We start from the raw sequence: 14,709 nt of genomic DNA, 5'->3' as shown, positions 1-14,709 counted from the left end.
GTTCCACGCGCACCGCACGCGCCGTCGCGTGCGGGGTCGAAAGGAGGGGGCATGGTCCTCGGCGAACGGCGGCCCGAGCCGCACAGCGACGTGGTGACGGCGGCGGGCGTCGACCACGTCCGGCTCTCGTACCTGTACGCGGACGAGGGCGACGTGGAGGGGCTGGAGTCGCTGCTGCACCTGAACCCGCAGGTGGAAGCGCCGCCGATGGCCGTCCAGGGGGACCGGCCGGAGGTGCTCCAGGTGCTCGCGCCGGTCGGCGGGACGCCGGGCAGGCACCTGCTGCTGCGGGTGATCGCGGAGGGGGACTGCGTCGCGGCTGTGGGCAGGCTCACCACCGCGCGGGCGGAGGTCGAATTCGCGGACATCTTCACCATCGGCCCGGACGGGCTGTTGGCCGGGTGCAGGCGTTTCTATTCCGCGACCTCCCCGTGACGGTTCGGCGACGTGGTCGACGACACGTTCGGAGCAGTGAGCGTGGAAGCGGCGCTTCGGCGTGCCGCACGGGGCGCGCAGGTCGCGCGGGTAATTCAGGGGGTTGTTATTAGCGGGATTGTCGCGCGCGCCCCGTCCCGCACCGCCGAACGGCCCGCGCGGGTCGGAGGGGCCCGGCGGGCGGGCTTCGGCCTTCGTCCCACCCACCGGGAGGAACGGCGTCAGGCCGGGGCGGGGTCGACGGGCTCGTGGCCGAACCGGTCGACGTGGACGGCGTCGCCGTGCCCGCCCTCCCGTCCCACGCCCCGGCCCCCGCAGCCACCGCCACCGCCGCAAATCGCTTGCCCCGCCACCGGCTCCGGGGGTGCACTGTGCCGCGATCGCGCACGTCACCCCGGAGGGCAGCTCCAGCCATGCAGACCCGCGCCACGACCGAGGCCGACCTCGACGTCTTCGTCGACACCGTGCACACCGCCTTCGGCCGCTTCCGGGAGACCCCGACGGGGGACGGCGGCCTGTGGTGGTCGGCGCTGGAGCTGGACCGGGGCGTGCTCGCCACCGCGCCGGACGGCAGGCCTGCGGGAACCGCAGCGTCCTACTCGTTCGAGCTGACCCTGCCCGGCGGCGCCACCACCCCGGTCGCCGGGGTGACCTGCGTCGGCGTCCTGCCCACGCACCGCCGCCAGGGCGTGGGCTCGGCCCTGATGCGCCACCAGCTCACCGGGGTCCGGGAGCGCGGCGAGTCGATGGCCGTGCTGCTGGCGTCCGAGGCCACGATCTACGGCCGGTTCGGCTACGGCCCCGCGACCCGCTCCCGGCGGTTCACCGTGCAGCGCGCGCGGGCTGCGCTCGCCGCGCCCCGCGCAGGTGCGGCCGTCCCGACCGGTTCGGTGCGCCTGCTCCCGCGCGCCGACGCCACCGAGGTCCTGGAGCGGGTGTACGACCGCTACCGGCGCACCCAGCCCGGCGCGCTGTCCCGCCCGCCCCGCTGGTGGGCCGGGGGCGCGGGGCGTCCGCCGGTGTCCCGCGCGCCCCGCCACGTCGCCGTCCACCACGACGCGTCGGGCGCGCCCGACGGTTACGCCAGCTACCTGCTGGAGAACGACGCCCTGGTCGTGGACGAGCTGGTCGCCGAGAACGCGGCGGCGTCCGCCGGGCTGACCGCGTTCGCGCTGGGCCACGACCTGGTGGACGAGGTCGTGTTCAAGCACTTCCCGCCGGAGCACCCGCTGCCCTGGCAGCTGGAGGACGTCCGCGCCGGGCAGGAGAGCGAGGTGACCGACTGGCTGTGGGTGCGGCTGCTCGACGTCCCCGCCGCGCTCGCCGCGCGCGGCTGGTCGGCGGACGGCGACCTGGTGCTGGACGTGACCGACCCGTTCCTGGCCGAGCGCGGGCGCCACCTGCTGACCGTCCGCGACGGCCGGGCCGGCTGCACGCCCACCACCCGGACCCCGGACCTGTCCCTGGACGTGCGCGACCTGGGCTCGCTCTACCTGGGCGGCGTGGCCCCGAGCACCTTGGTCCGGGCAGGTCACGTCCGAGCCCACCACCCGGAGGCGGCGGCGCGGGCCGACGCGCTCTTCCGCGTCGCCCGCGCCCCGCACTGCGTCCACTGGTTCTGACCGGCGTTGTCAGCTGCCGGGCGGCGCACCGAGCCCATGGATTTGGGGCAAGACAGCTCGAGATTGACCCTCGTGGTTCACCGCATCGTGAAACGACTTGCCGAATAGGCAACCACGAGGACGAACCCATCGGTCAGCAGGACTGCTCCCAGTAGCACCAAATCGGACACCGTCATCTCCCCGCGCACTACATTTCCGGTGAAGTTTGTCACCAGAATCGAAATCGTAGCAAGGACTATGGAGAGGGTGGACACTCTCCTGGTGAGATCCGGGTGGTGCTGTTTCCACTTGAAGAACTTTCGGGAAAAAATTATCGCTGTGGCGGTAGTCTGCGTCGCAGCCGCTAAAACGGCCCAATCCAACCCTCTAAATCCTGTGTCTGGTCCGTACTTTTGCAGTACGTGGTCGTGTGCTCCGCTCCACATCAATAACACGGTAAGAGGGGGGAATATGACAACGATGACAAAACGTATGGTGTTGCCTAGGGTGTGGCTGATCTCGCGACTCTTGGGTGAGTCGTGCTCCAGGCCGCGTATCAGTATGAGCATGGAGTACAGAAGCATCACGCTCGCGACGCACAGCCCTAGCCCTGCTGATGTCTGGAGTGTCGCTATTCTGGGGCGCCCCGGCGTCTCGGCTGCCACAAAAGCGTAGTTGAGGCTGCACAGAACCAGTGTCACGAACGCTGCCAGTAGCGGAACTCCGCTTTCCAGCACTTTCCCGGTGGGGCGCTTGCTGGTGAGCTGGGTTGAAACCAGTGTTATTAACCCCGTGAAGGCGAATCCCGCTAGGACGCCTGCGAGTTGCGAGAACAAGCTGGCCGCGGCCGGGTAGTTCGGAGGCGGCTCTTCCGTGAGCAGGTTTAAAACTGTCACCCATTCCCCCGTGTGAACTTTTTGCGAAACGGGGAGATTTTATGAGAAAAGCGCGAAAGGGTCAACTGTCAATAGTTTTAAAATAAAAGTTTGTCTGGACATTCCAAAGGCTCTGGTTCTGACCGGCTTCGTCTACCGCTCGCCCAACCAGCTCCGCGCGCGGGCGAGGAAGTCGCGGGTCACCGGTGAGTCCGGGACGATCCCGTCGAACCCGTGCGGCGCGCCCGGCACCACGTCCAGCGTCACGTCCACCCCCGCCGCGCGCAGCCGCCGCGCGTACTCGACGTCCTCGTCGTGGAACAGGTCCACGTCCCCGACCCCGATCCACGCGGGCGGCAACCCGGTCAGGTCGCCGCGCCGGGCCGGAACCGCGTACTCCGGCGCCGCACCCGCCCCAGGCCGGGCACCCAGCACCGCGCCCCACCCGAACCGGTTGGCCCGGTTGTCCCACACGAAGTGCCCCACCGCGTCCAGCTCGGCGCGCGCGGCGGTCCGGTCGTCCAGCATCGGGTAGACCAACCACTGCCCGGCAGGCCGCGCCCCGCCCTCGTCGTGCAGCCGCTGCGCCAGCCCGGCGGCCAACCCGCCACCCGCGCTCTGCCCGCCCACGACGACCCGCTCCACCGAGACGCCCCACCCGCCGGCGTTGGCGAGCACCCGCTCCCACACCGCGCGGCAGTCGTCCAACGCGGCGGGGAACGGGTGCTCGGGCGCGAACCGGTAGCGCGCGGAGGCGATCACCACCCCGAGCTCACGAGCGGTCTCGGCGCACAACCGGTCGGTCTGCTTGGGCCCACCCCCGACCATCCCCCCGCCGTGCACCCACACCAACCCGGCCCCGCTGCGCTCCTCGGGCAGGTAGAGCCGGTACCGGGCCCCACCTTCACGCACCTCCGAGACCCGCACCCCCGGCACCCGAGCCCCTGGCATCAACCCCACGACGACCCTGGAAGCCTTGCGCACCAGCGCTCTGCTGAGGTCAACCCGAGGCGCCCGCCGCACCCCGTCCCGCAACGACGGGTCGATCCGCTCCAGCTCCACAGGCGCTCCCTCGACGTCGGTCCGCCACGATCATCCCAGCGGGGGAGCGCCGCGCCCGGCCCGCGCCGACCCGGCGGATCAGATCCACTCCGGCAGCTGCCGGGCGTACCGCGCGCCGAAACCCCCGCGCGGCAGGATCGCCTCGATCGCCGTCAGGTCATCTGCGGTCAGCCCCAGCTCCGCGGCCACGACGTTCTCCGCCACCCGGCCTGCGCCGCGCGTCCCCGGAATGGGCACGACGTGCTCCCCCCGCCCCAACAGCCAGGCCAGCGCCAACTGCGCCACCGTCGCCCCCCTGGCCTCCGCCAGAGCGCCCAACCGCTGCACCGCGTCGAGGTTGCGCTCGAAGTTCCCCGGCTGCCAGCGCGGGTCGTCGTTGCGCATGTCGCCCGCCTCGTACTGCCCTGCGGGCTTCGCCGTCCCGGTGATGAACCCGCGTCCCAGCGGCGAGTAGGCCACGAACCCGATCTCCAGCTCCTCCAGCACCGGGAACAGCCGCTCGACGTCCCGCTCGAACAGCGAGTACTCGGTCTGGAGCATCGACACCGGCTGCACGGCGTGGGCCGCGCGGAGGGTGCGCTCGCCCGCCTCGCTCAGGCCGAAGTGCTTCACCTTGCCCGCCTCGACCAGCTCCTTCACGGCCCCCGCGACGTCCTCGATCGGCACGTCGGGGTCGACCCGGTGCTGGTAGAGCACGTCGATGGTGTCCACGCCCAGGTGGCCCAGGCTGTTGTCCACGACCTCCCGGATGTGCTCGGGCCTGCTGTCGGTGCCGTAGTCGCGGGTGAAGCCGAACTTCGTCGCGATCACCACCTCGTCCCGGAACCCGGCCACCGCGCGCCCCACGACCTTCTCGTTCTCGCCCCAGCCGTACACCTCGGCGGTGTCGAAGAAGGTGACGCCCAGGTCGTGCGCCCGCCGGATGGCGGCCACGCCCTCCCGGACGTCGCCGGAGCCGTAGGCCATGGAGATGCCCATCGCGCCGTAGCCGAGCGCCGACACCTTCAGCCCCTGACCGCCCAGAGCCCGCTGCCGCATGACGTGCCTCCCCGCATCGGAGCCGACTCCACCCGTGAGCGCGTCCTGGACGCGGCCACCGCCGAGTTCGCCGCGCACGGCATCGCGGGGGCCCGCGTCGACCGCATCGCCAAGGCCGCGAAGACCAGCAAGGAACGCGTCTACGCCTACTTCAGCAGCAAGGAGGAGCTCTACCGGCGCGTCAGCGCCCACGAGCTCGCCGCGATCGCCAAGGCCACCCGCCTCGACCCCGCCGACCTGCCCGGCTACGCGGGCCGCGTGCACGACCACTTCGCCGCGCACCCCGAGCGCCACCGCCTGCTGATGTGGGGCCGCCTGGAGCTGGCGCCCGCGGGCGACCCGGACGAGGACCCGTTCGAGCGCGCCCTCGCCCACAAGGTCGAGCAGCTGCGCGCCGCCCAGGAGGCCGGCCACCTCGACCCGTCCTGGGACCCGCTCGACGTCCTGACCCTCCTCAACCAGATCGCCATGTCCTGGGCCGGACAGCAGGAACCCGAGGACGGGGACCTCGCCGCCGCCCGCCGCGCCGCGATCGTCACCGCCGTGCAGCGCCTCTTCCCGGCCACCGCGAGCGCCTGACCGCCCGTACCCGCCCCCACCGCTCGCCCCCACCTGGACGCCGTCGCAGGAACAGCCTGGTCCCACCGCCCGGCCTGCCAGTCCGACCCGTGGTCGCCGTCACCGTCGCCGAACAGCGGCGCGCACGCGGTCAGCACGTCGCCTGACCGCTTCCGGCGGGCTGGACGGACCGCTGCGGCGTCACCCCCCCGTCGGCGAGCGGGCCGTACGAGGTCCGCGTCGTCGCCGGCGCCACAGGCGCTCCCTCGACGTCGGTCCGCCACCGGATCATCCCAGCGGGGGAGCGCCGCGCCCGCGAACGAGGTCGAGCGCGGGCGGGTGGAGGCGCGCGGGCAGGCGGAACCGGGTGAGGTCGGCGGTCAGGAACGAGGTCACCTCGACGACGCGATCGCCCCGGACGGTGAGAACGTCCAGGCCACCGGGCAGGTACGCCCCCGCCGCCCCGTCCCACAGGTAGGTGCCGAAGGCGAGCTGGCCGTTCGCCCAGGTGGGCAGGAACCGCCAGCGCGACCGCAGCGGTCCGGCGAGCAGGAAGGCGCGGATGGCGTCCCGGCCCCGGTACCACTCGGGCAGCGGCGGCATCGAGTACCTGGCGTCGTCGGCGAGCAGCTCCACGATCGCGTCCACGTCGCCCCGGCGCCAGGCCTCGCTCCACCGGGCCACGAGCGCGCCGACCGCCTCGTCGCCGAGGTCGCGCAGCACGGCGTGCTGGGTCGGCTCGGTCGACCCGACCGCCTTCCGCGCCCGCTGCAGGGCGCTGTTCACCGACGCGGTGGACGTGCCCAGCTGCTCGGCCACCTGGGCGGCGGGGAAGCCGAGCACCTCGCGCAGCAGCAGCACCGCCCGCTGGACCGGGGTCAGGTGCTGGAGCGCGGCGACGAACGCGAGCTCCACGCTCTCGCGGGCCAGGCAGCGCGCCTCGGCCGAGGGCTCGGGGCACGGCTCCAGCCAGGCGACCTCCCCACCGGCGGCCTCACCCAGGGCGGTCCCACCACCCGGCGCGCCGAGGTCGACCGGCAGCTCGCGCCGCCCGCGCCGCTCGATCGCGGTGAGGCAGCGGTTGGTGGCGATCTTGTAGAGCCACGCCCGCGCGAACCCCCGGTCGTCCAGGCCGCCGATGCCGCGCCACGCCCGCAGGAGCGACTCCTGCAGCGCGTCCTCGGCGTCGTGCGGCGAGCCGAGCAACCGGTAGCAGTGCGCCCGCAGCTCGGCCAGGTGCGGCGCGACCAGCCGCTCGAACGCGCGGGCGTCACCGCCGCGCGCCGCCGCGACGAGTTCTCGCGCCACCAGGGGTTCCACCCGTGCAGGGTAACGACGAGCGGGAGCAGACCATGACCGACGAGCAGCAGATCCGCGACCTCATCGAGCGGTGGGCGGCGGCCGTCCACGACGGCGACCTGGCCACCGTGCTCGCCGACCACGCGCCGGACCTCGTGGTCTTCGACGTGCCGCCGCCCGCGCGGGGCGTGCGGGGCATCGCGGACTACCGCGCGATCTGGCCGGGGTTCTTCGAGTGGCAGGCGTCCGGCGCGGTCTTCGAGATCGAATCGCTCGACGTCACGGCGGGCGCGTACGTCGCGTTCGCCGTCGCGCTGCTGCGGTGCGGCGTGCCATCGGACCTCGAGCGCGACCCCGACCACCGGCTGCGGCTGACCGTCGGCCTCACCAAGGTGGAGGGCCGGTGGGTCGTCGCGCACGAGCACCACTCGTCAGCGGACGCCACCGGGGCGCCGGAGGCGTCCGAAGCCGAGGTCAGGGCGGTGCACGAGCGGTGGTCCGACCGCACGGCGGCGAAGGACCTCGACGGGTTGGTGGAGCACATCGCACCCGACGTGGTGTCCTACGAGCACGCCGGGCCGTTGCGGTACCTCGGGATCGACGCCGTCCGCGAGGTGTGCCGTCGAGGGCTCGAGGCGTCACCGGGGCGGATCGACTTCGACGTCCCCGACCTGACCGTCCGCGCGCACGGCGACCTGGCCGTGGCGTGGGGGCTCGACCGGGTCGTGGTGGACGGCGTCGAGACCCGCTCCAGGGGCACCCGCGTCTTCCAGCGGCGCGACGGCGACTGGCGGATGGTCCACCAGCACCTGTCCGTCCCGGCGCAGGACCGCTGAGCGGGGGAGGGGGTGCGGCGCGATCCCCGGACCGCGCCGCACCCCCTCCGCCTACGCCGTGATCCGGTAGGCCCGCAGCACGGTCTGCTCGAACCCGGCCCCGCCCGCCTCGCCGCGCACCCGCAGCGACGCGAACCCGTCCACGTCCGGGTTGACCACCCGAGCCACGCCGTCGACCACCGGCGCCTGCGCCCAGGCGCCGCCGTCGTCGAACGACACCTCCACCACCAGCCCGGTCACCTCGACCGCCGCCCCGCCGCTCCGTCGCGGCGCCACCGGGACGCCCAGCTCGGAACCACCCGCCGCCGCGCCGGACCCGTCCAGCTCGGGCGAGAAGCCGACCACCGTCACCGGCAGCTCGCGCACCCCGTCCACCCGCCCGGAGCGGAACGTCCAGGACAGCTCCACCGCCGTCGTGAACCCGGTGAGCGCCGTCGTCCGCCGCGCGCCGGTCACCAGCTGGTAGTCCGCCTCGCCCTCGGGCACGGTGAACCGCCCGTGCCCGCCCTGATCGCTCGCCCCCACCTGGACGCCGTCGCGGAACAGCCTGGTGCCGCCCTCGGCCTCCCAGTCCACCCCGTGGTTGCCGTCGCCGTCGCCGAACAGCGGGACCCGCGCGGTCAGCACGTCGCCGGAGCGCTGGAGCAGCGGCGACCCGGTGGACGGGGTGGGCGCGAACACCGGGAACCCGAACCGGTGCCGGTACTCCCGCCCGGCCTCGAACCGCCGCACCGCGCTGCTCAGCTCGAAACCCGCGCCGCCCGGTTCGGACGCGATCACGCCCAGCGCCCAGTCGGTGTCGTCGTTCACGTGGTCGACCCCGCCGGACGAGCGGTCCGCGTCCACGTACACGCCCCACCCGACCGACTGGCCACCCGCGGCGGGCTGGACGGACCGCTGCGGCGTCACCCCGTCGGCGAGCGGGCCGTACGAGGTCCGCACCGTCGCCAGCTCCTCCAGCGCGGGCGCCTCCCGCACCCCGTCCGGCGCCCGGCCCTCGTGCTCCCAGGACAGCCGGTACCCGGTCCGGGCGCCGCCGGGCCCGGCCGCGCCCTGGAACTGGGAGGCGACGAGCACGCGCGCGTCGGGCGCCTCGGGACCGGCGTGGCCGATCGACACCAGCCCGGCGAACCCGCCCAGGTACGCGTAGCCGGTGCCGAGCGCGTGCCCCTCGTAGGTGCGCGTCACGGAGAACTGCCCGAGCAGCTCCTCGGCGTCCGGGTCGGGCGCGCTGATCTCCACCGGCTTCGCGGTGCTCGCGTCGAACACCGCCTCGGTCGGCCCGGACACCCGCAGGCTCGGCCGCAGCACGTGCGCGAACCCGCCTTGCGGCCGGTCGAAGCCGCCGATCGCCAGGTACTCGCCCGCCGGGAGCCGCACGGTGGCGCCGCCCTCGGCGGGGAACAGGCCCCGGCTCTCGCCCGTCACCACGTTCTGCAGGGTGACCAGGCCGTCCGCAGTGGGCTTCCCGTCGACGTCGAGCGCCTTCAGGGTGACCTCGTGGCTCTCCACCTCGCGCTCGATCGCGACCGGCGTGCGCAGTGCGACCGCGTCACCGGACCGGGCGACGACCAGCCCGCCGTGGGCCCCGTCCACCGCGTCCACCGAGGTGTCCCCGGTGACGGTCGCGGTCGCCGTGCCGCCCGCCGGGACGGTGATCCGCCCCGGTGACACGGTGATCAGCCCTGCGGGCAGCGCCTCGCCGACCACCGACAGGTCCAGCACCAGCTCCCGGTCACCGGCGTTGCGGTAGGTCAGCTCGCGCGCCACGGGCACGTCGTCGTCGTGCGGCCACCGCTGGAGCCCCAGCGGCAGCGAGGACGGCTCGGTGGTGAGGGTCTGCCCGATCGCGCGCGCCAGGTCGACCCGGCCCGCGCCCCGGGCGAACAGCGGGGCGCCCCCGGTCGGGTCCGCCGACGCCACCAGCGCGGCCTTGACCCGCTGCCCGGTCCACTCCGGGTGCTGCTGCTTGAGCAGCGCCGCCGCGCCCGCGACGTGCGGGGTGGCCATCGAGGTGCCGGACAGGGTCAGGCGGCCGTTCTGGCCGGGGCGCCCGCTGGTGCTCGCGTGCGCGGCGACGACGCCCACGCCGGGCGCGGTGACGTCCGGCTTGACCGCGCCGTCGCCGACCCTCGGGCCCCGGCTGGAGAACGGCGCGACCGCGCCGTCCCGGTCCACCGCGCCGACGGTGAGCGCGGCGTCCGCGCTGCCCGGCGAGCCCACGCTGCGGTCGGCGCCGTCGTTGCCCGCGGCCACCACGAACAGCGCGCCGGACCGCTCGGACAGCGTCGTGAGCGCCTCTTCGAGCGGGTCGGTCTCCGGGGTGTCGCGCCCGCCCAGGCTCATGTTCACCACGTCGGCGCCCTGCTCGACCGCCCACTGCATCCCGGCCAGGATGCCCGACTCGGCGCAGCCGTCCCTGCCGCACACCTTGCCGTCCAGGATCAGCGCGCCGGGTGCGACGCCCCGGTGCGTCGCGTCGCCGCTCGCGATGGTGGAGGCGACGTGCGTGCCGTGGCCGTCCTCGTCGGTGTTGTCCGGGTCCTCGGTGAAGTCGGCCTCGGCGAGCTGCCTGCCGACCAGGTCCGGGTGCGTCTCGTCCACGCCGGTGTCCAGCACCGCGACCACCACGCCCGCGCCGGTCAACCCGGCCTGCCAGGCGGCGGGCGCGCCGATCTGGGCGGTGCTGCGGTCGAGGGCGGGCTCGCGCTTGCCGTCCAGCCAGACCTTGGTGATGCCGGGCTCGTCCAGCAGGGCGCGGAAGGCGGCGGGGGACTTGTCCGAGGTGGCGGCGAACGAGTCGATCACGGGCAGCTCGGCGGTGGTGTCCACGGTGGACAGCGCGGGTCGCGCGCCGTCCGCGCGGGTCAGGATCAGGGGCAGCTCGGCGGTGTCGCCGTAACCGGACTCGACCAAAGTGGTGACGTCGAACAGCCGGGGGTCGAGCCTGCCCTCGGCGAGGCCGCGCTCGGCGTCGGCGGGGATGACGCTGAGCCGCCCGTTCGCGCTGACCGTCCGGAACGCCACCCGCTCGCGCCCCGGCCCGCCGGTGATCGTCCCCGGCCGGTGGCCGTCGTGCACGGTCACCCGGTCGCCGGTGATCAGCGTGACCTCGGCGCCGCCCTCCGGCAAGGGGTCGTCGGTCGTGGGCGACGCGGACGCGACCCCCGTGCCGCTGGCGATCAGCGCGGCGACGACTGCCAGCGCCCCGCGCTTCCGTCGTTGGACTGCCAAGACGTGGACACCTCCACTCCGGTGCGCGCCCGGTTGGCGCGCGGGGTGGGAGGACGCGGCGGGGCGCGGCGGAGTGACGCCCGCGCTGCGGATTCCCCCTGCCCCTCCGACGCTAGCCACTGGCTCGGGGCGGGCGCAGGGGCCGGGCGGTGGTGCGGTGGGTGGGCCGGGGGTTTGCGGGGGCGTGGGCCGACGGACGGTCGGGTGCGGCCCACCTCAGCCGGTCGCGAGCGTGGCGAGGGTGTCCTGGAACGAGGTCCACGCGAGTGCGGTGTCGGGGTCGTCGCCGTGCGGGGCGCGGAACAGGTCGGTGAACTCGGCCAGGTCCACCAGCGGCCACCTCAGCCGGTGCAGGCGCAGTGCCTCGGGGGAGGGGGTGTGGCCGGTCAGCTCCCGGTAGCGGGACAGGTCGCCGGGCAGCAGGGCGAGGTCGCGCTCGGGGACGGCGAGCCCCGCGGTGTCCCAGTCCACCAGGCGCAAGCCGGTCGTGGCGCGGATCAGGTTGCCGGGGTGGGGCTCGCCGTGGGTGGGCACGACGGGCAGGCGGCGCACCACCTCGGCCAGCTCCGCGAACTCCGCGCGCCTGCGGCGGACGACCTCCTCGTGCTCCCGCAGCAGCAGGCGCGCCCGCTCCGCGTACGGCCCGTCGCCCCGAGGCCCGTCGGCGTCCGGCGGGGGAGGGGCGATCGGGATCGCGGGCGCGTCGACCGGCGCGGCGTGCAACCGGACGAGCAGCTCCTGCACCAGCGCGCCGTCCCCCTCGGACAGCTCCTCCCCGAAGCGGCCGGGAACCCCGGCGACGTGCGGGAACACGCTGAGCGCGTACCGGTCGTCCAGCTCCACCACGGGCTCGCCGACCGGGGCGACGACGAACTCCAGCCCCGCCTGCCGCAGCCGCACCGCCACGCCCATGGCGGCCCGCAACCCGGCCAGCGCGGTGTCGCGGTCGGGGCCGCAGTGCGGTTTGCGCGTCAGGTCGGCCACGGTCGCGAACCACCGGCCGCCACCGGTGTCGGTGACGTGCCAGTGGTGGTCGCCGAAACCGACCGGGGCGTGCTCCAGGACGGCCGCGTCGATCCCCGACCGGGCCAGGCAGGCGCGCACGGACTCGTCCGACAGGTGCTCGGGGCGGCTCTGCACCGGGGCACCGTAGCGCCCCACCGGACCGCCGCTCGACCTTCGTCCCGGCTCGGAGGTCTACCGTTCCCCGGTGAGCGCGATGCGGATCTCCCAGCTCGCCGAGCGCACCGGCGTCCCGGCGACCACCCGGCGGTCCCCCGAGACCGCCGGGCCGCTCCCGGCCGACCGCACCCCCGCCCGCGCCGCACCGTCCGCGCGCCCGCCGGAGCCCGCCCCCTCCTGACCGCCCTGTTCACCGAACCCGAGCACAACCCCCGCTAGGAGCACCCCCGTGTCACCGCACCCCGGCCTGGTCGCCGCCCTGGAGCGCCACCAGGTCCCCGTCTACCTCGGCGCCCTCGCGGCGGGCGCCCTCACCGGCCTGGCCGCCCCCGACGCGGGCCCCGCCCTCGAAGGCGCCATCACCCCGGTGCTCGCGCTCCTGCTCTACGTCACCTTCCTCCAGGTCCCGGCCGCCGAGCTCGGCCGCTCCCTGCGCGCGGGCCGCTTCCTGGCCGCCGCCCTGGTGGTCAACTTCGTGGTCGTCCCCCTGGTCGTGGCCGCGATGCTGACGTTCCTGCCCGCCGACCAGGCCCTGCGCCTTGGCGTGCTGCTGGTCCTGCTCGCCCCGTGCGTCGACTACGTGATCGTCTTCACCGGCCTTGCGGGCGGCGACCACCGGGGGCTGCTCGCCGCCACCCCGCTGCTCCTGCTCGCCCAGATGCTCCTGCTGCCGCCGCTGCTCCTGCTGCTCCTCGGCGAGGAGCTGGCGGACGTGGTCGAGGCGGGCCCGTTCGTGGAGGCGTTCACGACCCTGATCGCGATCCCGCTGGCGCTGGCCTGGCTCACCCAGGCCTGGGCCCGCCGCCACGAAGCCGGTCGGCGGGCGGCGGACGCGGCGTCCGCCACGATGGTCCCCCTGATGGCCGCGACCCTGCTCACCGTGGTCGCCTCGCAGGTCCCCAAGCTCGGCGGCGACCTCGCCCAGGTGGCCGGGGTCGTCCCGTTCTACGTGGTGTTCCTGCTGGTCATGGCGTTCGCGGGGCTGGCCGTCGCGCGCCTGTTCCGGCTGGACGTCCCGGCGGGACGGGCGGTCGTGTTCACCGGAGCGACCCGCAACTCCCTGGTCGTCCTGCCGCTCGCGCTGGCCCTGCCGGACGCGCTCGCGATCGCCCCGCTGGCCGTGGTCACCCAGACCCTGGTGGAGGTGGTCGGCATGGTGGTCTACGTGCGGCTGGTGCCGCGCCTGCTGCCCGACCGCACGCCGAGGGCGTGACCCGGCACCGCCGCACCGCCCCGAACGGGCTCTCCCCGAGCCCCTCGAAAACCTCGCCCGCCCGTGCCACTACGCGATCCCGCCGGGAGCCCGCTCGGCGCGGGCGTCGGGCCAGGCGGCGCGCGGGCGCGTGGTGGGGGCGATCAGCTCGGGCGCGCGCCCGGACCCGACCGACCCCGACCCACCCGTGGAACCCCGCCGTCAGCGCCAGCCCAGCGCCGGGGCGACGTGCTTGAGGATGCTCTCCAGCACGTGCGCGTTGTAGTCCACCCCGAGCTGGTTGGGCACGGTCAGCAGCAGCGTGTCGGCCTCGGCGATCGCCTCGTCCCCGGCCAGCTGCTCGACCAGCACGTCCGGCTCCGCCGCGTACGAGCGCCCGAAGATCGCCCGCGTGTCCGCGTCGATGTACCCGACCTGGTCGCGGCTCTTGCCGTCCGCGCCGAAGTACGCCCGGTCCTCGTCCGAGGTCAGCGCGAAGATGCTGCGCGAGACCGACACGCGCGGCTCCCGCTCCCACCCGGCGTCCGCCCACGCCTTGCGGAACGCCCGGATCTGCTCGGCCTGCTGCACGTGGAACGGCGCGCCGCCCTCGTCGTTCTTCAGGGTCGAGCTCATCAGGTGCATCCCCTGCTCGGCCGCCCACACGGCGGTCGCGTTCGACCCGGCGCCCCACCAGATGCGGTCGCGCAGACCGGGGGAGTGCGGCTCGACGCGCAGCAGGCCGGGCGGGTTGGGGAACATCGGGCGCGGGTTGGGCTGGGCGAAGCCCTCGCCCTCCAGGACCTTGAGCAGCACCTCGGTGTGCTTGCGGGCCATGTCCGCCTCGGTCTCGCCCTCGGCGGGCTGGTAGCCGAAGTAACGCCAGCCGTCGATGACCTGCTCGGGCGATCCCCTGGAGATGCCGAGCTGGAGCCTGCCCGCCGCGAGCAGGTCGGCCGAACCAGCGTCCTCGGCCATGTACATGGGGTTCTCGTAGCGCATGTCGATCACGCCGGTGCCGATCTCGATGCGCTCGGTCCTGGCGCCGATCGCGGCGAGCAGCGGGAACGGCGAGCCGAGCTGCCTGGCGAAGTGGTGCACGCGGAAGTAGGCGCCGTCCGCGCCGAGCTCCTCGGCGGCGACGGCCAGGTCGACGGACTGGAGCAGCACGTCCGAGGCGGTCCTGGTCCGCGAGTGCGGGCTGTCGGACCAGTGCCCGAAGGACAGGAAACCGATTTTCTTCACGCTGGGGGAACGTACTCGCACTTTGGTTGATTCCTCAACTACTTGGCGGGAACCGCAGGTCACACCACGAGTGACCGGGAACACGGCGGCCACGCGCCCCCGCCCCGGCTAAGGTCCCCGCCACGATCCGCGCCGCCGGGACGCCCCCGTCG

General features: G+C 74.3%; 13 protein-coding genes. 6 read left to right on the top strand and 7 right to left on the bottom strand.

What is annotated here, in order from left to right; genetic code table 11:
* The first annotated feature begins 51 nt into the window (after positions 1-51).
* Entirely contained in the window at positions 52-435 is a 384-nt protein-coding gene (locus LV78_RS21685; protein ID WP_253847285.1) for a nuclear transport factor 2-like protein, read from the top strand.
* Between the two features lie 413 nt (positions 436-848).
* Positions 849-2,057, top strand: coding sequence for a GNAT family N-acetyltransferase (locus LV78_RS21680; RefSeq protein ID WP_253847280.1), 1,209 nt, complete (start codon positions 849-851; stop codon positions 2,055-2,057).
* A gap of 77 nt (positions 2,058-2,134) precedes the next feature.
* On the opposite strand, the gene LV78_RS21675 is transcribed toward LV78_RS21680, so the two are convergent.
* The 3 genes from LV78_RS21675 to LV78_RS21665 all read right to left on the bottom strand — a co-directional run bounded on the left by LV78_RS21675 (position 2,135) and on the right by LV78_RS21665 (position 5,011).
* Positions 2,135-2,932 (bottom strand): hypothetical protein, encoded by a 798-nt coding sequence (locus LV78_RS21675; protein ID WP_253847262.1) that lies wholly within the window; start codon positions 2,930-2,932, stop codon positions 2,135-2,137.
* Between the two features lie 132 nt (positions 2,933-3,064).
* Positions 3,065-3,973, bottom strand: a complete 909-nt coding sequence (locus LV78_RS21670; RefSeq protein WP_253847260.1) for an alpha/beta hydrolase — start codon at positions 3,971-3,973, stop codon at positions 3,065-3,067.
* A 78-nt stretch (positions 3,974-4,051) separates the two neighbouring features.
* Positions 4,052-5,011: an aldo/keto reductase gene (locus LV78_RS21665; RefSeq protein ID WP_253847258.1), complete on the bottom strand. Its 960-nt coding sequence runs from the start codon at positions 5,009-5,011 to the stop codon at positions 4,052-4,054.
* Positions 5,012-5,014: 3 nt separating this feature from the next.
* Between LV78_RS21665 and LV78_RS21660 the strand changes: the two genes are divergently transcribed.
* Positions 5,015-5,590 carry a TetR/AcrR family transcriptional regulator gene (locus tag LV78_RS21660; protein WP_253847256.1) on the top strand — a complete coding sequence of 192 codons (576 nt, stop codon included), beginning with the start codon at positions 5,015-5,017 and terminating at the stop codon, positions 5,588-5,590.
* Positions 5,591-5,857: 267 nt separating this feature from the next.
* On the opposite strand, the gene LV78_RS21655 is transcribed toward LV78_RS21660, so the two are convergent.
* Positions 5,858-6,889, bottom strand: coding sequence for a sigma-70 family RNA polymerase sigma factor (locus tag LV78_RS21655; RefSeq protein WP_253847254.1), 1,032 nt, complete (start codon positions 6,887-6,889; stop codon positions 5,858-5,860).
* Positions 6,890-6,891: 2 nt separating this feature from the next.
* Between LV78_RS21655 and LV78_RS21650 the strand changes: the two genes are divergently transcribed.
* A complete protein-coding gene (locus LV78_RS21650; RefSeq protein WP_253847253.1) occupies positions 6,892-7,704 on the top strand; it encodes a YybH family protein in 813 nt (270 codons plus the stop codon).
* 51 nt (positions 7,705-7,755) lie between these two features.
* Here LV78_RS21650 and LV78_RS21645 read toward each other — a convergent pair whose 3' ends face one another.
* Positions 7,756-10,938 carry a S8 family serine peptidase gene (locus LV78_RS21645; RefSeq protein WP_253847251.1) on the bottom strand — a complete coding sequence of 1,061 codons (3,183 nt, stop codon included), beginning with the start codon at positions 10,936-10,938 and terminating at the stop codon, positions 7,756-7,758.
* Between the two features lie 216 nt (positions 10,939-11,154).
* The gene (locus LV78_RS21640; protein WP_253847249.1) at positions 11,155-12,078 is read right to left on the bottom strand and encodes a phosphotransferase; all 924 of its coding nucleotides are present in this window, start codon (positions 12,076-12,078) and stop codon (positions 11,155-11,157) included.
* A gap of 70 nt (positions 12,079-12,148) precedes the next feature.
* Between LV78_RS21640 and LV78_RS21635 the strand changes: the two genes are divergently transcribed.
* Together LV78_RS21635 and LV78_RS21630 are read left to right on the top strand one after the other, a co-directional pair.
* The gene (locus LV78_RS21635) at positions 12,149-12,301 is read left to right on the top strand and encodes a MerR family transcriptional regulator (RefSeq protein ID WP_253847248.1); all 153 of its coding nucleotides are present in this window, start codon (positions 12,149-12,151) and stop codon (positions 12,299-12,301) included.
* Between the two features lie 48 nt (positions 12,302-12,349).
* Positions 12,350-13,333: a bile acid:sodium symporter gene (locus LV78_RS21630; protein WP_253847246.1), complete on the top strand. Its 984-nt coding sequence runs from the start codon at positions 12,350-12,352 to the stop codon at positions 13,331-13,333.
* Between the two features lie 201 nt (positions 13,334-13,534).
* On the opposite strand, the gene LV78_RS21625 is transcribed toward LV78_RS21630, so the two are convergent.
* Positions 13,535-14,557 carry an LLM class flavin-dependent oxidoreductase gene (locus tag LV78_RS21625; RefSeq protein ID WP_253847244.1) on the bottom strand — a complete coding sequence of 341 codons (1,023 nt, stop codon included), beginning with the start codon at positions 14,555-14,557 and terminating at the stop codon, positions 13,535-13,537.
* Positions 14,558-14,709 lie beyond the last annotated feature (152 nt).

Origin of the sequence: Actinosynnema pretiosum (assembly GCF_024171695.1) — a bacterium.
In the GTDB taxonomy this organism is placed as follows: domain Bacteria; phylum Actinomycetota; class Actinomycetes; order Mycobacteriales; family Pseudonocardiaceae; genus Actinosynnema; species Actinosynnema pretiosum.
Note: the sequence above shows the minus strand (reverse complement) of the source record. Positions and strands in the feature narration are given on the sequence as shown.